This window comes from Roseomonas acroporae (assembly GCF_023223525.1).
Taxonomy (GTDB): domain Bacteria; phylum Pseudomonadota; class Alphaproteobacteria; order Acetobacterales; family Acetobacteraceae; genus Roseomonas_E; species Roseomonas_E acroporae.
The window spans coordinates 1-20154 of the sequence record NZ_JALPRX010000138.1 but is presented as its reverse complement, the minus strand read 5'-3'; the positions used below and the strand labels follow the sequence as shown (position 1 = coordinate 20154).

The 20154-nt window shown below is 73.4% G+C and carries 15 protein-coding genes, 1 tRNA gene and 1 pseudogene; 7 read left to right on the top strand and 10 right to left on the bottom strand.

Annotated elements, in window-relative coordinates; all coding sequences use genetic code 11:
* Positions 1-414: 414 nt before the first annotated feature.
* The 3 genes from M0638_RS25270 to M0638_RS25260 all read left to right on the top strand — a co-directional run bounded on the left by M0638_RS25270 (position 415) and on the right by M0638_RS25260 (position 5497).
* Positions 415-1401 carry an HlyD family secretion protein gene (locus M0638_RS25270; RefSeq protein ID WP_248669734.1) on the top strand — a complete coding sequence of 329 codons (987 nt, stop codon included), beginning with the start codon at positions 415-417 and terminating at the stop codon, positions 1399-1401.
* A gap of 94 nt (positions 1402-1495) precedes the next feature.
* Positions 1496-4372 carry a ribosome-associated ATPase/putative transporter RbbA gene (rbbA, locus tag M0638_RS25265; RefSeq protein ID WP_345893071.1) on the top strand — a complete coding sequence of 959 codons (2877 nt, stop codon included), beginning with the start codon at positions 1496-1498 and terminating at the stop codon, positions 4370-4372.
* 3 nt (positions 4373-4375) lie between these two features.
* Positions 4376-5497 carry an ABC transporter permease gene (locus M0638_RS25260; protein ID WP_248669733.1) on the top strand — a complete coding sequence of 374 codons (1122 nt, stop codon included), beginning with the start codon at positions 4376-4378 and terminating at the stop codon, positions 5495-5497.
* 480 nt (positions 5498-5977) lie between these two features.
* Here M0638_RS25260 and M0638_RS25255 read toward each other — a convergent pair whose 3' ends face one another.
* From M0638_RS25255 to M0638_RS25210, 10 genes are all read right to left on the bottom strand, one after another.
* A complete protein-coding gene (locus tag M0638_RS25255; protein WP_248669732.1) occupies positions 5978-6937 on the bottom strand; it encodes a tripartite tricarboxylate transporter substrate binding protein in 960 nt (319 codons plus the stop codon).
* A gap of 32 nt (positions 6938-6969) precedes the next feature.
* Positions 6970-7953, bottom strand: a complete 984-nt coding sequence (locus tag M0638_RS25250) for a tripartite tricarboxylate transporter substrate binding protein (protein ID WP_248669731.1) — start codon at positions 7951-7953, stop codon at positions 6970-6972.
* 86 nt (positions 7954-8039) lie between these two features.
* Positions 8040-9059, bottom strand: coding sequence for a VOC family protein (locus M0638_RS25245; protein ID WP_248669730.1), 1020 nt, complete (start codon positions 9057-9059; stop codon positions 8040-8042).
* A 5-nt stretch (positions 9060-9064) separates the two neighbouring features.
* Entirely contained in the window at positions 9065-9931 is an 867-nt protein-coding gene (locus M0638_RS25240; RefSeq protein ID WP_248669729.1) for a fumarylacetoacetate hydrolase family protein, read from the bottom strand.
* 37 nt (positions 9932-9968) lie between these two features.
* Positions 9969-11486 carry a bifunctional 3-(3-hydroxy-phenyl)propionate/3-hydroxycinnamic acid hydroxylase MhpA gene (gene mhpA / locus M0638_RS25235; protein WP_248669728.1) on the bottom strand — a complete coding sequence of 506 codons (1518 nt, stop codon included), beginning with the start codon at positions 11484-11486 and terminating at the stop codon, positions 9969-9971.
* A 269-nt stretch (positions 11487-11755) separates the two neighbouring features.
* Positions 11756-12592, bottom strand: a complete 837-nt coding sequence (locus M0638_RS25230) for a helix-turn-helix domain-containing protein (RefSeq protein ID WP_282572289.1) — start codon at positions 12590-12592, stop codon at positions 11756-11758.
* Positions 12593-12905: 313 nt separating this feature from the next.
* Entirely contained in the window at positions 12906-13826 is a 921-nt protein-coding gene (locus M0638_RS25225; protein WP_248669726.1) for an NAD-dependent epimerase/dehydratase family protein, read from the bottom strand.
* A gap of 5 nt (positions 13827-13831) precedes the next feature.
* A complete protein-coding gene (locus M0638_RS25220; protein ID WP_248669725.1) occupies positions 13832-14854 on the bottom strand; it encodes an SMP-30/gluconolactonase/LRE family protein in 1023 nt (340 codons plus the stop codon).
* Entirely contained in the window at positions 14851-15912 is a 1062-nt protein-coding gene (locus M0638_RS25215) for a fumarylacetoacetate hydrolase family protein (RefSeq protein ID WP_248669724.1), read from the bottom strand. The genes M0638_RS25220 and M0638_RS25215 overlap by 4 nt, the downstream gene beginning before the upstream one ends.
* A 21-nt stretch (positions 15913-15933) precedes the next feature.
* Complete coding sequence (locus M0638_RS25210) at positions 15934-16665, bottom strand: TetR/AcrR family transcriptional regulator (protein ID WP_248669723.1); 732 nt, start codon at positions 16663-16665, stop codon at positions 15934-15936.
* A 165-nt stretch (positions 16666-16830) separates the two neighbouring features.
* Here M0638_RS25210 and M0638_RS25205 point away from each other — a divergent pair.
* The 4 genes and pseudogenes from M0638_RS25205 to M0638_RS25190 all read left to right on the top strand — a co-directional run bounded on the left by M0638_RS25205 (position 16831) and on the right by M0638_RS25190 (position 20052).
* Positions 16831-18107: pseudogene (locus tag M0638_RS25205) on the top strand (ABC transporter substrate-binding protein).
* 218 nt (positions 18108-18325) lie between these two features.
* Positions 18326-19135, top strand: a complete 810-nt coding sequence (locus M0638_RS25200) for a Bug family tripartite tricarboxylate transporter substrate binding protein (protein WP_248669721.1) — start codon at positions 18326-18328, stop codon at positions 19133-19135.
* Between the two features lie 270 nt (positions 19136-19405).
* The gene (locus M0638_RS25195; RefSeq protein WP_248669720.1) at positions 19406-19780 is read left to right on the top strand and encodes a hypothetical protein; all 375 of its coding nucleotides are present in this window, start codon (positions 19406-19408) and stop codon (positions 19778-19780) included.
* 182 nt (positions 19781-19962) lie between these two features.
* Positions 19963-20052, top strand: a tRNA-Ser gene (locus M0638_RS25190).
* Positions 20053-20154: the final 102 nt, after the last annotated feature.

The following is a 20154-nucleotide window of genomic DNA, read 5'->3' as shown; positions in this document are numbered from 1 at the left end:
TCCGGCGCATTTTCCGAGCCGCTGAGCGAGGACGCTCAGCTTGAAGATGCTCTGGGGAGCAAGGGACCGCCGCCATGCCGTTCCGGACCCTGCCCGCCTCGGACCGGATCGGCCTGCGCAAGGTCGACGGATGGTAGACCCCTCGATCAACCGCCCCCGGGAGCGGACTCGGCCTCGCCGCCTGACCCGGTACCGTCACCGGGCCGGAGGCGCCCCCCATTTCCACCCCCTTCGCGACAGTACCCTTCCGACCGGTCCTGGCGGGAAATTGATGGGTCGTGTCCGCCGCCGATGCGCCAGGGTCCCCGTGGGCAGCCTGGGCGAATCCGGTGTCTCCGAGTTTACTGGCGCCCCTTCCTCATCCGGCCGGCGGGACACGCTCGCCGGCAACAACGCCCCGGGACTGCAGTCACAATGGCAACCGCGAAACGCGTCCTACTCGCCGTTGGCCTGCTCGCGGTACTGGCGGGCGGCGGCTACGCCTACTGGCGGCACCTCGACGCGGCGCCGACGCTGCCCGCCTACGTCGTCGAGACCAATGGCCGCGTCGAGGCGCAGCAATTCGACATCGCCAGCAAGGTCGCCGGGCGGGTGCTGCGGGTGCTGGTCGAGGAAGGCCAGATGGTCGAGGCCGGCGCGGTGGTGGCGCGGCTCGACGACGCGACGATGCAGGCGCAACTGCGCGCCGCCGAGGCGCAGATCCAGGAGGCCACGCAGGCCGTCGCCCAGGCCCAGGCCGAGCTGGCGCGCGCCAGCAGCATGCGCCAGCTCGCCCAGACCGAATTGGGCCGCACCCAGACCCTGGCGCAACGCGGCTACGCGCCCACCGAGCAGCTCGACCAGCGCCGCGCCGCCCTGGAGGTCGCGGACGCCACCGTGGCCACCGCCGAGGCCGGGCAGCGCCGTGCCGCGGCCACGCAGGCGGCGGCGCAGGCCAATGCGGCGCAGGTGCGGACCGTGCTGCAGGACATGGTGCTGACGGCGCCGCGCGCCGGCCGCGTGCTCTACCGGCTGGTGCGGGACGGCGAGGTGGTGGCGGCCGGCGGCCGCGTCGCCACGCTGATCGACCCGACCGACGTCTCGATGATCGTCTTCCTGCCCGCCGACCAGGCCGGCAAGCAGGCCTACGGCGCGGAGGCGCGGCTGGTGCTGGACCCGGTGCCGCAATACGTCCTTCCCGCCACGGTCAGCTTCGTGGCGCCCGAGGCGCAGTTCACCCCACGCCAGGTGGAGACCGCGACGGAGCGCGGCAACCTGATGTTCCGCGTCAAGCTGCGCATCCCCGAGACGCTGCTGCGGGCGCATGCCGAGCAGGTGAAGGGCGGGGTGCGCGGCCTCGCCTATCTCCGCCTCGACCCCGCCCAGCCCTGGCCCGACCGGCTGCAGGTGCGGCTGCCGTGAGCGGGCCGCCTTCCGGCCGGTGCCGCGGGCGCCCGGCGGACGCTTGGGCGGGCGCTTGGGCGGGCGCTTGGGTGGGCGCATGGGCGGGCCACCGGTGAGCGGCGCGCCCGCCGAGGGGCCGGTGGCGCCGCCGAGGGACGCGTCGACAGCGGGTGCGCCGGCGGCGGACGGACCGGCAAAGGGCGGGCCGGCAAAGGGCGGGCCGGCAAAGGGCGGGCCGCCACCGGGCACGGGGACGGTCACCGACGAGGCGACGGGCCAGCCCGCCGCCCTGCTGCGCGGCGTCCGGCACCGCTACGGCAAGGTGCTGGCGCTCGACGATGTCAGCCTCGCCATCCCCGCCGGCGTGATGGCCGGGCTGGTCGGGCCGGACGGGGTGGGCAAGTCCACCCTGCTCGCCCTGGTGGCCGGGGTGCGGCGGCCGCAGGAGGGGGCGCTCTCGGCGCTGGGCGAGGATCTGCGCGACAAGGCGGCGCTCGGCCGACTGCGCCAGCGCCTCGCCTACATGCCGCAGGGGCTGGGGCGGAACCTCTACCCGACGCTCTCGGTCGCCGAGAACATCGACTATTTCGGCCGGCTGTTCGGCCAGGGGGCGGCGGAGCGGCGCGAGCGCGCGGCGGAGCTGGTGCGCTCGACCGGCCTCGCCCGCTTCACCGACCGGCCGGCGGGCAAGCTCTCCGGCGGCATGAAGCAGAAGCTTTCGCTCTGCTGCGCCCTGATGCGCGAGCCGGACCTGCTGATCCTGGACGAGCCGACCACCGGCGTCGACCCGCTCTCCCGCCGCCAGTTCTGGACCCTGATCGACCGGCTGCGCGCCCGCCGGCCGCAGATGAGCGTGCTGGTCGCGACCGCCTACATGGACGAGGCGGAACGCTTCGGCTGGCTCGCGGTGCTCGACGCCGGCAAGGTGATCGCGACGGGCACGCCGCCCGAGATCCTGGCGCGCACCGGGACCGCGCGGCTGGAGGAGGCCTTCATCGCCCTGCTGCCGGAGGAGCGCCGGCGCGGCTACCAGCCCGTGGTCATCACCCCGCCGCCCCCGCCGAGGCCGGGCGAGCAGCCGGTGATCGAGGCGCACGGGCTGACCAAGCGCTTCGGCGACTTCGTGGCGGTGGACCACGTCAACCTCAGCGTCCGGCGCGGCGAGATCTTCGGCTTCCTCGGCTCCAACGGCTCGGGCAAGAGCACGACCATGCGGATGCTGACCGGGCTGCTGCCGGCCAGCGAGGGCGAGGCGCAGGTGCTGGGCCAGCGACCCGGCGCCGGCGGCGACGCGCGCCGGCAGGTCGGCTACATGTCGCAGGCCTTCTCGCTCTACGGCGAGCTGACGGTGCGGCAGAACCTGGAGTTGCACGCGCATCTCTTCCACCTGCCGCGCGAGCGCGCCGAGGCCCGCATCGCCGCGGTGCTGCGCGACTTCGACCTGGAGGCGGCGGTGGACGCCGCGCCGGAATCCCTCCCCCTCGGCGTCCGCCAGCGGCTGCAGCTCGCGGCCGCGGTGGTGCACGAGCCGGCGCTGCTGATCCTGGACGAGCCGACCTCGGGCGTCGACCCGGTGGCGCGCGACCTGTTCTGGCGCCACCTGCTGCGCCTCTCGCGCGAGCAGGGGGTGACCATCTTCATCTCCACCCACTTCATGAACGAGGCCGAGCGCTGCGACCGCATCTCGCTGCAGCACGCGGGCCGGATCCTGGCCATGGGAAAGCCCGCCGACCTCGTGGCGCAGCGCCACGCCGCCTCGCTGGAGGAGGCCTTCATCGGCTGGCTGGAGGAGGCCGCCGGGCCGGACGAGGCGGCGGCCGAGCTGCCGCCGCCCACGCCGGCCACGCGCCGCGCCACCCCCGCCCTGTTCGACCCGCGCCGCCTGCTCGCCTGCGCCTGGCGCGAGGCGCTGGAGCTGCTGCGCGACCGCGTCCGCCTCGCCTTCGCCCTGCTCGGCCCGCTGGTGCTGATGGTCGCCTTCGGCTACGGCATCTCCTTCGACGTGGAGAACCTGCCCTACGCGGTGATGGACGGCGACCGCACGCCCGACAGCCGCTCGCTGCTGGAGAGCTTCGCGGGCTCGCGCTACTTCTCCGAGCGGCCGGCGCTGGACGGCACGGCGGCGGCCGAGGCGCGGCTGCGTGCCGCCGACATCGCCATCGCGGTCGAGGTCCCGCCGCGCTTCGGGCACGACCTGCGGCGCGGCGACCGGCCGGAGGTCTCGGTGCTGGTGGACGGCGCCATGCCCTTCCGCGCCGAGACCGCGCGCAGCTACGTCAACGGCCTCGCCCAGACCTGGCTGCGCGACGAGGCGGCGATCTCGCCCCTGCCGCGCCAGCGGGAGCCGCTCTCGGTCGAGACGCGCTTCCGCTACAACCAGGCCTTCCGCAGCGTCGTCGCCATCGTGCCCGGCGTCATCATGCTGATGCTGATGCTGGTGCCGGCGATGCTCGCCGCCGTCGGCGTGGTGCGGGAGAAGGAGAGCGGCGCCATCGCCAATTTCCGCGCGACGCCGGTGACGGCGCCGGAATTCCTGATCGGCAAGCAGCTTCCCTACGTCGCGGTGGCGCTGCTCAGCTTCGTCACCCTGGTCATCGCGGCGCGGCTGGTGTTCGGCGTGCCGGTGCTGGGCTCCGGCGTCGCGCTGGCCGGCGGGGCGGTGCTCTACGTCCTCGCCTCCACCGGCTTCGGGCTGCTGGTCTCGGCCTTCGTGGCCAGCCAGGTGGCGGCGATCTTCGCGGCGGCGATCCTCTCCGTGGTGCCGGCAGTGAACTTCTCCGGGCTGCTGGTGCCGACCTCCTCGCTCTCGGGCGGCGCCCGCGCCGCCGGCCTCGCCTTCCCCGCCGGCTGGTTCCAGCAGATCTCGATCGGCACCATGAGCAAGGGGCTGGGCTTCGACGCGCTCTGGGTCAACCACCTGGTGCTGGCCGGCTTCGCCCTGGCCTTCATCGCGGCGGCCGCGCTGCTGCTGCGCAAGCAGGAGCCCTGAGCCATGCGCGCGGGAATCGGCACCGCCCTGGGCAACATCCTCTGGCTCACCATCAAGGAATTGCGGGTGCTGCGCGCCGATCCGGTGCTGCTGCTGCTGGTCGCCTACACCTTCACCGCCGCCGTCTACACGGTCGCCACCGGGGTGAAGACCGAGGTGCGCAACGCCGCCGTCGCGGTGGTGGACGAGGACCGTTCCGGCCTCTCGCGCGCCGTGGTCGCGGCGCTGCTGCCGCCGCTGTTCCAGCCGCCCGTGCCGCTGGCCCCGGCCGAGGTGGCGCCGGCGCTCGATGCCGGCCGCTTCGTCTTCGTGCTGCAACTGCCGCCGCGCTTCGAATCCGACCTGCTCGCGGCCCGGCCGGTGAATCTCGGCCTCGACGTGGACGCGACGGCCATGGCGCAGGCCGGCAACGGCGCCGCCTACATCCAGCAGATCGTGCAGTCCACCGTGGCCGAGCGGCTGGGCTCGCCCCCCTCCCCGATCGAGCTCGTCATCCGGCTGCGCTTCAACCCGAACGGCCTGCCCGAGTGGTTCACCTCGGTGATGCAGGTGATGAACAGCACGCTGATCCTCTCGATCATCCTGCCCGGCGCCGCCCTGCTGCGCGAGCGCGAGCACGGTACGCTGGAGCACCTGCTGGCCATGCCGGTGACGCCGCTGCAGATCCTGCTCGCCAAGATCGGCGCCAACGCGCTGGTGATCGTGACGGCGGCGATCCTGTCGCTGCTGCTGGTGGTGCGCGGGCTGCTCGGCGTGCCGATCGCGGGCTCGGTGCCGCTCTTCGTGGTCGGCACGATGCTGTTCCAGGTCTCGGTCGCGGCACTCGGCGTGCTGCTCGCCACCATGACCAGCTCGACCGGGCAGTTCGGCCTGCTGGCCCTGCCGGCCTTCATCCTGATGATGCTGCTTTCGGGCAGCATGACGCCGCTGGAGAGCATGCCGGGCTGGTTGCAGCACGCGGTTCAGGTGCTGCCGACCACGCAGTTCGTCGCCTTCGCCCAGAGCGTGCTGTTCCGGGGCGCCGGCCTCGACATCGTGGCGCCGCGGCTGGCGGCGCTGGCGGTGCTGGGCGTGCTGTTCCTCGGCGGGGCGTATCTGCGGCTGCGCGACACGCTGGCCTCGTGAGCGGATCCGGGAACCGGTGGCGCATCGCCGCCTGCCGGCAGGGAGTCCTGGGCCGGCGGCGGGTGTTGCGGCGGTCGAGACGGATCACCGTCCGCCGGGCGTCCATGCCTTCTCGGCAGCGGCGGCGATCGTGCCCGGCGTCATGGCCGGCGTCACCGGGAGCGGTGTCGGCCGCGACCAGCCTGACGGCCCGGCGCATGGCCGGGGTGAGGCCGGAGGCGTCCATGGCCGCCATCGGCGCGGCGCCGAGCAGGCCCTGACGACGGGCCTGTCGGATCACGGCGGCCTGAACGCCGATGAAAGCCCCCGGCCGCGGCGTCCCCCTCGTCCACCATCGCCTGCGCCGCACCGGAAGGCGCCGCGACGCGCTGCGGCGCAGCAGGGTTTCGACGGAGCGTCGGCGCCTCTCGGCGCATCCGCGCCCCTTCCGTGGTCGCGGCGGGGATTCGTCGCGGGTCGTCCGGGCATCCTGCTCGCAGGCTATCGGGCAAGGCCCATCTCCCGCAGGAAGGAGTCGGCGTTGCGGTACTCGGCCTGCAGCCGCGCCCCGAAGGCGGCAGCGTCGAGCGGCGGCGCGATCTGGCCGGTATTGGCGGCCATGGCGCGGTAGGATTCGCTGCGCACCGCCTCCAGGCAGGCCGCCTCCAGCCGGCGCAGCAGCGCGGGCGGGGTGCCGCGCGGCGCCATGATGCCACCGAAGCCGCGCCAGTCCACGTCGAAGCCGAGCTCGCGCAGGGTCGGCACCTCGGGCATGGTCGGCTGCCGTTCCTCCGCCGCCACGGCGAGCAGGCGCAGGTTCTGGCCGCGCACCGTCGCGTAGGTGGGGATGGAGAAGGCGACGGCGCCGGACTGCGTGTCGAGGATCATCTGCGAGGAGCTGCGGTAGGGCACGTGCGTCATGCGCGCCCCGCTCAGCTTCGACAGCTCCAGCGTGATGAGGTTGCCGACCGTTCCCGGGCCGGCATCGCCCCAGGCCAGGTCCTCCGGACGTGCCTTGCCGGCGGCGAGCAGCGCCGCGAGCGAGTGGTAGGGGGAGTCGGCCGGCACGGCGACGACGAAGATGTTCTCGAAGGTCTGGCACACCGGCTCCAGCGCGCCCCAGGCATAGGGCAGGCCGGGGACCAGGAAGGGCAGCGTGGTCAGCATGCCCGAGGGGCCGAAGTAGAGCGTGCCGCCATCCGGCCGCGCCGTGGCGACCGCCGCCGCGCCGACCGCGCCGCCGCCGCCCTCGCGGTTCAGCACCACCACGCTGGTGCCGCCGCCGAGCGCCGCGCGCAGCGCCTCGGCGAAGGGCCGCGCCATGATGTCGACGACGCTGCCGGCCGAGAAGGGCACCACCAGCGTGACGGTGCGCGGCAGCCCCTCCTGCGCCAGGGCGCACCCCGCGCGCGCCGCCGCGAGCGCCAGCACCGCCGCGCCCAATCTCCTGCGTCCGATCATTCCCGCATCCTCTCCTGGGTGGTTTCCGTCGGTCATCGCGCCAGCCCGATGGCCCGCAGCAGCGCGGCCTTCTGCGCGACGTCCCGCGCCAGGCGCCCGGCGAAGGCCTCGGCGCCGGTGTGGTAGTCGGCGGGCTGCAGGGCGCGGCGCGCGGCGGCGCGGTACAGCTCGTCCGCCGCCACCTCGGCGCAGGCGGCCTCGAGCCGCGCGAGGCGATCGGGCGGCGTGGCGGCGGGGGCGAGCAGCCCGCCGAAGCTGGTCGGCGCCACGTCGTAGCCCTGCTCGATGGCGGTGGGTACGTCGGGGAAGGCCAGGTTGCGGGCATTGTCGAACACCGCCAGCAGCCGGATGTCGTCGCGGCCGGAGGCGGAGCCGAGCACGATCGCGCCGAAGTCGAGCCGCCCGGCCAGCACGTCGGTGAGCACCGCGCCGTCGCCGCGATAGGGCACGTGCGTCGCCTCGATGCCCGCCGCGCGCGTCCATTGCTCCATCGCCAGATGCGGGATCGAGGCGATGCCGAGCGTGCCGTAGCTCAGCGCGCCGGGTGCTGCCTTCGCCGCGGCGACGAGGTCGGCGAGGCCGCGCAGCGGCGAGTCCGGGCGCACCGCGATGGCCTGCGCGTTCGAGAAGAGCTGGCAGACCGGGCGCAGCATCTCCGGCCGCAGCCCCGAATTCGGCTGCGTCACCGGCAGCACCGAGAGCACCAGCGCCGGCACGAAGGCGAGCGTGTAGCCGTCGGGCGCCGCGCGCGCCACGCCGAGCGTGCCGACCGCCCCGGCGGCGCCGTCCCGGTTCAGCACCAGTACCGGCTGGCCGAGGCGCTGCGACAGGCCGGCGGCCAGGGCACGCGCCATCAGGTCCGTGGCGCCGCCGGCGGGGTAGGGATTCACCATCTGGATGGGGTGGTCGGAGTATGTCTCCGCCGCCCGCGCGCGGCGTGGCGACGTCAGGCCGGGCAGCAGCCCGGGCAGCGCCCCGAGCGACAGCCGCGCAAGGCGCCGGCGTCCGATCGTCATCCTGGTTCCTCCCCTTCGTCTTCCGGTTGGCGTTTTCCGGTTGGCGCTCCCCGGCCCGCCGCTTCCCGGCGGGCCGGTGTTCCGCCCTACTCGCGCCCGATTACCGCATCCGCCCAGCCGCAGACCGCGGCCAGCGGTGGCGGCGCGGGGTCGGGCACGCGCACGCCGCGCGCGGCCGCGTCCATCGCCAGCGCCCGCATCCGGGCGCGGCCCTCCTCGGGCAGGTGGTAGCGCTCGTGGCCCCACAGGCTCGGCCCGTCATGCGTCTCGTGCGGCTGCCAGGTGGCGGGATCGACCACGCGCGCGCCCCAGCCATACTCGACGAAGAAGCCGGACGGGGTGTTGGCGTAGAAGGAGGTCATCCAGTCGTTGGTGTGGCGGCCGAGACCGTAGGCGAGCCGCCCCTCCTCCATCCGCGCGATGTCGTGGCCCTGGCCGACATCGTCGAGCGAGCCCAGCTCCACCATGAAGTGGTGCAGGCCGGAGCGGCCGGAGCCCACCATGGCGAAGGAATGGTGCCGCCCGTTCACGTGGAAGAAGTAGAGCGGGTAGGGCTTGCGCGACCAGTCGGTGACGCCGAAGCCGAGCAGGTCGCGGTAGAAGGGCAGCAGCGCGTCCGCGTCGGCCACGTGCAGCACGGCATGGCCCATCCCCAGCGGCCCGGTGCGGAAGCCCGAGATGGGCCGGCCCGGTGAGAAGGGCGTCTCCGCCCGCTGCCCGCCGTGGAACGCCTCCAGCGGCGTGCCTTGCGGGTCGCGGAAGGTGATCAGGGCCGTCACCTGCCGTTCCGCCGCCAGGGCACGCGAGCCCCAGGCGACCGGCGTGCCGGCCGCCTCCAGCCGTGCCGCCAGCGCGTCCAGCGCAGCCGCGTCCGCCACCTCCCAGCCGATGGTGGCGGGCGCCGCCCCGCGCGCGACCAGCAGGCGCTGGCTGCGGTCGTCCATGCGGAAGGCGCGCATGCCGGCGCCGCGATCCACGCGCTGCATGCCGAGCAGTCGGGTCGCGAAGCCGTCCCAGTCCTCCAGCCGGTCGGAGCCGATCACCATGTAGCCGAGGGCGCGGATCGGCGCGCCGACGGGCTCGCGGATCGCCGCGTGGATCGCCATGGCGGCTACTCCTCCGCGACGACGGGGTTGCGCAGCACGCCGATGCGCGAGATCTCGACCTCGACCGTGTCGCCGGGACGCATCCAGAGCGGCGGGTTGCGCTTGGCGCCGACGCCGCCCGGCGTGCCGGAGACGATCACGTCGCCCGGCAGCAGCGGCAGGATGGTGGAGATGTAGGCGATCAGGCGCGGGACCGGGGTGATCATCAGGTCGGTCGTGGTGCGCTGCACCACCTCGCCGTTCAGCCGCGTCTCCAGCGTCAGCGCGGCGGGGTCGGGGATCTCGTCGGCGGTGACCAGCCAGGGGCCGAAGGCGCCGGTGCCGGCGAAGGTCTTGCCGGGCAGGAACTGGCTGGTGTGCAGCTGCCAGTCGCGCACGCTGCCCTCGTTGTAGCAGGCATAGCCGGCGACGTGCGACAGGGCCTGCGCCTCGGTGACGTGCCGGCCTTCCTTGCCGATCACCACGGCCAGCTCGCCCTCGTAGTCGAAGCGGTCGGAGACGCGCGGGCGCACCATGGGCTGGCCGTGCGCCACCTGGCTGCCGGCGAAGCGGGCGAACAGCGCCGGGTTCTCGGTGACGGTGCGGCCGGTCTCGGCCACGTGGTCGCGGTAGTTCAGCCCGACGCAGACGATCTTGTCGGGATCGGGGATCACCGGCAGCAGCGCCACCGAGTCCAGCGTCCGGCGCGGCGCGTCGGCCACGGCGCGGCGCGCCTCGTCCAGCAGCCCCGCCGCCAGCAGGCCGCGCAGCCCCGTGGCGCGGCCGGCGAAGTGCGCGGTCAGGTCGACGACCATCCCGTCCTCGACGGCGCCGAAGCCCTGGCCGCCATTCCCTGCCTTGCCGCTCTCTGTCCTGAAGGAAACAAGCTTCATCGGATCGTCCTCCCGTCCCTCGGTTCGTCCATCGCTTTCACAGCGCCGCCGCCAGCGCGCGCATCTCGTCGAGGTCGCGCGCGGCGCCGAGCACGTGCCGGTCCGGCCGCAGCAGCACGGCCTGCGCGCCCAGATCGTCCAGCATCGCCGTGACGCCCGGCGCGGCATCGGCCACCAGCACGGCGCCGCGCGCCGCCAGCCGGTCGAGCAGCGCGTGCGGCAGGCCGGCGGCGAATTCCGGCCGCATCACCGCGGCGAAGCGCGGCCCGACATGGTCGTCCAGCAGCGCGCCGTTGCCGAGGCGGGGCTGCGGCGGCAGCCGGCCGGCATGCGCCGTCCAGCCCGCCGCCGGGCCGGGGCCCAGCGCCGGCCGCACCGCCACCAGGCGCTCCGCCGCGCCGCCGCGCAGCACGTCGCCGGAGACCACCGCCTCCATCGCCGTGGTGTTGATCAGTCCGCCGATCCGCACCGCCTCGCGGATGTAGCCCTCGACATGCGGCGCGCGCTCGCTGCCGTAGCTGTCGAGCAGCGATTCCGGCGCCTCGCCGCGCAGCACGCGGACGAGCTTCCAGGCAAGGTTCGCCGCGTCGCGGATGCCGGCGCACATGCCCTGGCCGAGGAAGGGCGGCGTCTGGTGCGCGGCATCCCCGGCGAGCAGCAGCCGGCCCTCGCGCCAGCGCCGCGCCACGGTGCTGTGGAAGGTGTAGATGGCCGCGCGTTCCAGCACCGCGTCCTCTGGCGTGATCCAGCGCGCGAGCAGCGGCCAGGCGCCCTCGGGCCTGGCCAGCGCGGCGAGATCGTCGCCCTCGCGCAGCGCGATCTCCCAGCGGCGGCGGTTGCCGGTGCCGCGGACGTAGGTCGCGGGCCGCGCCGGGTCGCAGTGCTGCACCGTGTGGTCGCCGAGATCGGGGCGCGGACGGCGCAGCAGCGCGTCCACCACCAGCCAGCGCTCGTGGAAGCCGAGATCGTCCATCGGCTCGCCGATCCAGCGGCGCACCAGCGAGCGGGCGCCGTCGCAGCCCACCACGTAGCGCGCCGTGGCGCGGCCGATCCGCCCGTTCGACAGCTCCTCGAAGCGCAGGCCGACGCCATCCGCCCCGGGTTCCAGCGCGAACACCTCGGTGCGCGCGCGGAGGGTGACGGAAGGCCAGCGCGCCACGCCCCGGCGCAGCACGTCCTCCAGCTCCGGCTGGTGGAAGCGGTAGGAGACGTTCCAGCCCTGCGGCCCGACCGCCATCGGCCGCGACCAGTCGAGCAGCAGCCGCCCCGCGCCATCCACGAAATGCGTGCCCGGCGAGACGTGGGTGATCGGCAGGATCGCCTCGGCCAGCCCCATGGACTGGAAGATGCGCATCACCTCGTCGTCGAAGTGGACGGCGCGCGGCAGGTGGTAGGCGGCGGCCTCGCGCTCGATCACCAGCGTGCGCACGCCCTGCGCGCCGAGCAGGTTGGCCAGCGCCGCGCCGACCGGGCCGTAGCCGATGACCGCGACGTCGAATTCCATGGCCGCCGCCCCGTCGGCCGCCGCCGGCATTGCCGGTCCTTCTGTCGCCATGGCCGTTTCCTTCCGTCCGGTTCGTGGTCCGTGGGACCATCAGACCGCTCCGGCGGGGTCGGGGCGAGGCCGGATCGTGACCTGTTCACCAGGTGAACCGGCCCCGGCGGCGAAGGCCTCGGTACGCCGTTCCGCGCAGGCGCCGGGCCACCGGACGCGGCGGCGGCCCGGCGCGGCCTGTGCCGGGCAGGGCAGGCGGAGGCCGCCCCGGGTCTCCGCTGCCGTGCTTCTGCCAGTCGCCGGGCAGGGATGTCCGGCTGGCAGGCGCCCTATCCCTCGCCGGCCGCCAGCCGCGCCTCGATCAGCCTGGCCGTCTCGCGCAGCGGTTCGAGGCAGCGCGCCACCCCTTCCTCCCGGCCGACCACGCGCGCCATCCAGATGACGTTGATGCAGCCGAGGATCCGGCCCGAGGCGCGGATCGGCAGGCCGATGGAGCCGGTGTGCGGCCAGAGGGCGCCGCCCTGGCGCAGCGCGTAGCCGCGCCGGCGCGTGGCGGCGAGCAGGCGCGACACCTGCGCCGGATCCCGCGCGGGCGCGTCGGCCGGGTCGTCGGAGGCGGCGAGGAGGCGGAGCAGCGCCTCGCGCTCCGCCGTCGGGGCGAAGGCGAGCCAGGCGAGGCCGACCGTGCTGGCGAGTGGCGGCAGGCGCCGCCCGACCATGCCGCGGTCGATGGAGAAGGGCGCGGTGCGGTGCGTCGTGTCGCGGATCACCATCCGCGTGCCTTCCAGCGCCGCCACGTCGCAGGGCCAGAGGATGCGCGTGGTCAGCGCCGCCAGCGCCGGCATGGCGACGGCGGCGATCCACTGCTCGTCCTCGAAGCCCTCGGCCAGCTCGCGCACGCGCAGGCGCAGCGCGAAGTGGTCCTCGGAGGTGCCGCGCCCGACATAGCCTTCGTCGATCAGGGTCTGCAGCACGCGGTACACGGTGGCGCGCGAGAGGCCCGTTTCTCGCGCCAGGGTGACGGCGGTCGCCTTGCCATGCCGGTTCAGCGCGGCGAGCACGGCGAGGCCGCGCGACAGGGAACGGATGGGCTTGGCCCTCCCGGCACGGCTTCGCCCATCGGGAGCTTCGGACGGCGGCGGAGGGCATGCTTCTTCCGCGATCATGCCGCCTTCCCCCCTTGTCCGGAATTGCGTCGGCGGACGGTTACGGTCGTCTCGTGGAACGAGGCTATCACGCTCAGGCAATCCCGGCATCACGGTTGCGGCTTCCGTTCCGGGCGAGCGCGTCGAGCGTGTGCCTGATATGCGCGACGCCAGGCCGGCCGGGGCCGCGGCGCTTTCCCCCCTCTCCTGTTCCTGGACCGGGAACCGATACGCCCGTTCCCGAAGCCGCTGGCCACCCGGGTGGGACCGCAGCACCCGGCGCGCCCGCCACGCCCGCATGCTCGTCAGGGTCTCAACGGAGCAGGAGGCAGTCTCAGCCGTCGGACGAGGACAGGAGCGCATCCAGGTCGTGATCCGAGCGGAAGCCGGCTGCTTCCGCCGCCGGCAGGTGAACCGGCGGATAGGCGGCGAAGAGCCGGGTCACGGCGGGATCCGGCTGGTAACGGAGGTGGGATCGCACGGCCTCGCCGTGGCGGCGCGCCAGGATGTCCACCATCTGGCCGATGCTGGCGCGGAGCGGCGGCAGCGTGTAGGCATCGACGCCCGTCGGCAGGTCGACCGACGCGGCCCGCAACAGGTTCTCGACGCAGCAGCCGATCGACATCCACCAGGCCGTGCCCTCTGGCGGCACGGGACAGATCACCTCCCGGCCTGCCGGCAGGTCGCGGATCAGGTCGCTCATGAAGATCGAGACGGCGCCGTTGCGCTGCGGTGGCCGGCAGACGATCCCGGGAAGCCTGACCGAGCAGCCGCGCAGATCGCCGCGCCGGATCAGATCCGCCAGCAGGATCTCGCCGATCCGCTTCTGCGCGCCGTAGGTGGAAGCAGGCCGGGCCGGCGTGCCGTCGTCCACCAGCGCGGGAAAATCCGTGCCGAAGACCGCGATCGAACTGGCGAAGACGAAGCGTGGACGCGAGGGCCAGCCGGCGGCGGATTGCAGGAAACGCAGCAGCGCCACGACGTTCGCCTCGGCACCCCGGGCGTAATCGGCCTCCGCGGCACCGCCCGGCACGCTGGCGAGGTGGTAGATCACGTCCGGCGGCGTCACAGCGATCCGGGCCAGCACCGCCGGGTCGGTGATGCTGCCGGCCAGGAGCACGAAGCGTTGATCCGCCGGCCCTTCCGGCAGGGTGAGATCGACCGCCAGCACGGTCGGCCGGCGGCTCTCCGCGAGTAGCCGCCGGGTCAGTGCCCGGCCGACGAAGCCGGCGGCGCCGGTGACGAGGATGCGCATCGCCATTACCAGCCGAGCAGGGGCTGCCCGGCGACGGGCGAGCGGAAGAAGGGGATCGTCGTGCCGCGCAGGCTGCCGAGGTAGACGGTGCGCAGGTCCGGACCGCCGAAGGTCAGGCTGGCCATCCAGGGTGCGATCCGGCCGGTCGCCGCCGCCATCAGTTCCGGGGTCACCGCTCCCGCATGGTAGGCCCGGTCCAGCGCCGCGACCGCCGCGGGCGGCCCGTCGTCGAGCAGGGTCAGCACCTCGCCCTCCGGCGTGATCGCGATCAGCCGCTCGGCCATGATGAGGGTGGACCAGAGGTTGCCGAAGGAATCGAAGGCGATGCCGTCGCAGAAGCCGCCGAGATCGGCCGGCCCGTAGATCTCGCGGCCGGAAAGCGACCCGTCGGCGCCGACGCGGAAGCGGGTGACATGCCGCGCCGTGGTTTCCGCGACGTAAAGCCAGGCCTCGGCCGGATCGAAGCGAAGCTCGTTGGTGCCGAGCAGCCCGTCGGCGACGATGCGCGCGCCCTTCCCGTCGATCACCGCGATGTAGCCGTCGCTGATCTTCTCGCCGACCGATCGTGTCCAGGGATTGGTCCGCGTGGTGACGGTGAGCCAGAGCCGGTCCTGGCGGTCACGGGCGACGAAGTTCGCCTTGCCCAGGGGCTGGCCGTCGATGCTGTCGAGCAGGAGCCGCGTCGTGCCGTCGCGCCGCATGTGCTCCAGTGAATCGGTGCCGAAATTGGCGATCAGGAAGTCGCCCGCGGCGTCGAAGGCCAGGCCGTTCGGCAGGCTGCCCCGGGTGTGGATGTAGCGAGCCTCGAATCCGGCCGCCGGTGCGCCCTCGGCTTGCGCATGGTCCTGCAGGACCAGCGTCTGTCGGCCGTCGGGCGCGATCCGCATCACGCCACCGCGCGCATCGGCCGACCAGATCGTGCCGTCGCGCTCCGCCAGGATGCATTCCGGGCGCTGGAGGCCTTGCCCGATGGTCCGGATCGCGGCCGGATCCACCTGCCAGCCGCGCAGTGGGTTCGGGGCGGTCACCGGGCCACCTCCGTGGCGGGAGCCGCCGTGCCGCCGGTGACCACGATACGCTGGTCGATGCGACCGAACACGGAGGTGCCGTCCGCGTCGAGCACCTCCATGGTCACGCGGTCGCCGGAACGCAGATAGCCGGTCCGCGCCTCGCCGTGGTCCAGCATCTCGATGCCGCGGCGCTCGGCGATGCAGGAGGAGCCGACCTCCCGGCAATCCTCGTTCGAGACCGTGCCGGATCCGACGATGGTGCCGGCGCAGAGGTCGCGCGTCGCGGCGGCGTAGGCGATCAGCTCGTCGAAGCCGAACGACATCTCGCCGCCATCCGCCTGTCCGAAGCCTGCGCCGTTCCAGTTCACCCGCAAGGGTAGCCGCACGCGGCACCGCGCCCAGGCCGGCCCGAGCTCGTCCGGCGTGACGACCACCGGCGCGGCGGAGCAGGCGGGCTTGGCCTGCACCCAGCCGAACCCGGTCTTCATCTCGCGCGCCCCGATCAGCCGCAGCGACCAGTCGTTGATCAGCGCGACGAGGCGGATGTGCCGGGCCGCCGGCGCCGGCCCGGTGCCCATCGGCACCGCATCCGTGATGACCGCGAATTCGCCCTCGAAGTCGATGCCGTCCTGCTCGGAGCGGAACGGCACCTCCTCGAGCGGCGCCATGAACCGGTGCGACATGCCCTGGTACATGAGCGGCAGGTGGCTGGCGCTCTCCTCCATGCCGAACACCCGGGCCATCAGCCTCGCATGGCTGAGGAAGGCCGAGCCGTCGAGCCATTGCCAGGCCCGCGGCAGCGGCGCCAGGGCCTGCGCCGGCACGAAGGGCTGCAGATCCGGCGCGGTGCCGGCATTCACGGCGTCCGCGCGGGCTTGCAGCGGCGCCGCCACGCCGCCCCAGTCCTCCAGCGCCGCCTGCAGCGTCGGCACCGGCGCGGGAGCGCAGCGTGCCAGGTCGCGCGAGACGACCACCAGCCGTCCATCGGGATTGTCGGACCGCAACGTGGCCAATTTCACCGGGGCTTCCTCCAGGTCGTGGATGGGCGCCGCCGCACCGGCGGACGGTCCCGTCATGTCAGCCGGCCGTCCCGGGCGTCATCCCGCACTCGGCTCGCGCGATGCCGGTTGCGCCCCTCCTTGCGTCCCTCCGGCCAGATCCCCGCCGGCCAACCCGCGCAGGCCGGCCGCGGCGAAGGCGAGGAGCGCGTCATAGGCGGCGTCCAGGTCGGCGGCCGGCTGCCTGCCGTCGGAGAGCGTGTCCACCCGGCGATTGCCCGAGGCGACGGCCAGCATGCTGATCAGCACCATGTGGAAGCCGCGGTGCAGCAGCCCCGCCTCCAGGCCCGGCAGGGCCTGCTGGAGCGCCCGGATGAAGAGGCGTGCCGTGTCGTCGAAGTGGCGCTCCATCAGCCCGAGCCAGCGATTGGCCAGACCAAGCTGCGGCAGCAGCCGGACGTATCGCTGCCAGCCCGGATCCCCGCTCCGCATCCGCTCGATCAGCGGCCGCATGAAGGCGTCGAGCAGCGCCTCCACCGAAAGCTCGCCGACGGCCTGCAATGCCCGCAGCCGCTCCCGGCGCTTCCGGCCGACTTCCTCGGCCCGGCGCGCGATCACCTGCTCGAACAACGCTTCCTTGCCGCCGAAGTGATAGCTCAGCAGCGCCAGGTTGACATTCGCCTGCCGGCAGATCTCGCGTGTCGATACGGCGTCGAAGCCGCTGCGGCTGAAAAGGTCCTCGGCGGCATCCAGCAGCCGGTCCTGCGTCGGCCGCGGCAGTGCCGGCGCCACCTCCTGGCCGGCATCGGCGCGGCGCAGCCCCCTTCCCATCGGCGTGCTGTTCCTCGACCTGACCGCGAACGGAAGTCTTGCCCTCGACGGGCTGGGATATTAATCGATCGTTTAATTAAATCCGGCCCGTCGCCCTGTCAAGCCGCGCGGCGGCTGCGGGACCGTCGCCGCCATCGACCGCGGCGAAGGCCGGGGGAGGAAGGAATGAGCAAGAGCCCAGGACGCCTCGCTGCCCGGACTGGCCGGCCGCGCACGGCGCTGTTCGGCGCCGCGCTGGCCATTGTCGCCGCCCTGGGCGGCACGGGCCCGGCGCGCGCGCAGATATCGGGCGACGTGGTGCGGATCGGCGTGATCTCCGACATGAACGGCCCCTATGCGCCCAATGCCGGCGAGGGCTCGGTGATCGCCACCCGCGTGGCGGTCGAGGACTGTCTGCGCGCGGAATGCGTGGGGATGCGGATCGAGGTGCTGCAGGCCGACCATCAGAACCGCGCCGACCTGGCCGTCGCCATCGCCCGCCGCTGGATGGATCAGGACGGCGTGGACGCGCTGGGAGACATGGTGAACGCCTCCGTCCAGCTCGCTCTCCAGGGCCTGCTGCGCGAGCGCGGCCGGGTGGTCGGCCTGTTCCCCGGCGGCACCACCCGCATCACCAACGAGGATTGCTCGCCGGAAACCAGCGTGCAGTGGATGTGGGACACCTACAGCCAGGTCGCGGCCAGCGTCCGGCCGCTGGCCACGCCGGGCTCGCGATGGTTCTTCATCACCGCCGACTACGCCTTCGGCCACCAGCTCCAGGCCGATGCCACCGCCATGATCACGCGGCTCGGCGGCGTCGTGGTCGGCGCGGCGCGTCATCCATTTCCCGGCACCACCGATTTCTCCTCCCTGCTGCTCCAGGCGCAGGCGTCCAGGGCCGGGTTCGTCGCCGTCGCGAACACCGGCACCGATGCGGTGAACACCCTCAAGCAGGCACGGGAGTTCGGCCTCGTCGGCGGCCGCTCGCGCCAGCAGCTCGTGGCGATGATCCTCTCGCTGCCCGAGATCCGCAGCCTCGGCGACGCGGCGGCGGGCACGCAGGTGCCGGAAGGCTTCTACTGGGATCTCGACGACGGCACGCGCGCCTTCGCCGCCCGCTTCGCCGCGGCGGGCGCGACAGGCCGACCACGATCCAGGCGGGGGCCTACTCGGCCACCCGCCACTATCTGCGCGCCGTCGCCGCCGCCCGCACGGACGAGGGACGGGCGGTGGTGCGGCGGATGCATGCGCTGCCGATCGCGGACGACGTGGTGCGCAACGCGCGGCTGCGTCCCGACGGGCGGATGGTGCACGACTTCTACCTCTTCCGCGTCAAGCCCGTCAGCGCCCGCCGCGACCCGGACGACCTCTACGAACTCGTCGGCACCACCCCGCCCGATCAGGCCTTCAGGCCGATCGAGGAAAGCGCCTGCCCGGCGCTCCGTCAGGGGGCCGCAAGATGAAGCGCCCGGCACCGGCCCGGCGACGCGCGCAACCCGCAGAAAGGCTGGTTTCATCGATGATACCTATCCGTCGACGCCAGCTTCTTGCCGCGGCCGCCGTGTCGTCGGTCGCGCGGTCCGCCTCGGCGGAGGCCTTCCCGAGCCGGCCGGTCACCTGGGTCGTCCCCTACGCGCCGGGCGGCTTCGGCGACGGCGTGGCCCGCGTGCTGGCGCAGAAGATGGCGGACGGCCTGCAGGTGCCGGTGGTCGTGGACAACCGGCCGGGCGCGGGCGGGCAGATCGCCGCCGTCACCGTGCGCCAGCTCCCCGCCGACGGCCACACGATCTTCTACGGTGACGTCGGTCCCTTCGCCATCAACAGCAGCCTTTATCCTCGGCTGGCCTACGACATGGCACGCGACTTCCTGCCGCTGACACGCCTGCTCGTCACCCCGCAGCTCGTCGTGGTCGAGGCAGGCCGGCCGCTGCGCGGCTTCGCGGACCTCGTCCAGGCGGCGAAGGGCGGCAACAGCCTGACCTACGGCTCCTACGGCATCGGCAGCGCCCCGCATCTGTGGGGCGAGATGCTGCGGCGGGAGACCGGCACCGACCTGGTCCATGTCCCGTATCGCGGGGCGGCTCCGGCCCTGCAGGACATCATCGGCGGAAGGCTGGACTTCATGGCGGACGTGGTTCCCTCGAGCCTGCCGCTGGTGCAGGAGGGCCGGTTGCGGGCCCTCGCGCTGATCGGGGAGCGTCGATTGGCGCAGTTGCCGGACGTGCCCACCATGGCGGAGCTGGGCTACCCGCGGCTGCAGACGGTGGGCTGGAACGGCGTCGCCCTGCGGTACGGCACGCCGCCCGCCACCGTCGAGCGGCTGAATGCGGAAATCGTGCGGGCGTTGCGGCAGCCGGATGTTGTCGCGCGCTACACCGTGATGGGGCTGGAGATCGCGCCGCTGGCGCCCGATCGCTTCGCGGCCTTCATCGCGGACGAGACGGCCCTGTGGGGCGGGATCATCCGCAGCGCCGGCATCACCGTGGAGTAGGCGGAACTGCCCTGCCCGCATCGCGATGGCGGCCCGTGCCCCGGCCGCGCGCGGCGCGCCAGGCCCCGTGGATACCCGGGAGACAGGGCCGGCCGCCACGGGCATGACGGCCCTGCGCGCCAAACCAGGCGTCCGTTCGGCGTGGCGGGAGGGCCGCCCTCCTGCCTGACCGCGGCTTCGGGCTGGCGGGTCGGGCTGTCCTGATCGCCGGCGCGACGCGCGGCATCGGGGCCGCCATGGTGGAGGGTTTCCGCGGCGGGGGCGCGGCTGGTGATCGCCGGCGACGAGGGCGAGGCCCGCGCGGGGCGCGCCACGTTGCTCGTCGCATCGGGCACGGAGTCCCTCGGCGAGCCCTGCGATGTGCGCGATCCCAGACAGTTCGCGGCGCTGGCGGAAGCCTGCATGCCGTGCACCTCGGCCAGCTTGGCGCGGAGCGCACGCACGGTCAGGTCGGGCGCGGCCGAGATCCGCGCCAGCAGCCAGCCCCGCTCGTCCGGCAGCATCGGCCGACGCCTCGCACCACGCGGCCGTGGCGCCGTGCTGCCCGTGGCGCGCGCAAGCGGCGACCAGCCCACCGCGCTCGCCTTCCTGCGCCGGGCGTCAGTCCGCCTCATGCGCCGAGAGCCGTGTCGGAAAACAACATGATCTCGGTGGGCACTTATGGTTAGGAATTATTTCTGAGAAGGTGCGCGTCGCGCAAGATCACATTCCGCCGCGGCATGCATCGACTTCGGACGTCGGCTCTTCCATAAACCTGCGAGGCTGGCGCCACTTCGGCGGATCCGGTGAACGTTCCATGGCACCGGGTTCGATGCCGCGTGCCGTCGGGATGAGTGGCCGAGGGGCTTAAGGCAGCGGTCTTGAAAACCGCCATACGTGCAAGCGTATCGTGGGTTCGAATCCCACCTCATCCGCCATCTCGCGCGGTTTTCTTATCTCTTTCAATGCATTAAGTTCTACAGCGAACCGCAGTCCGGTTAGGACTGCGGTTCGCTGTAGCTCATTGTTCTCGGCGCGGA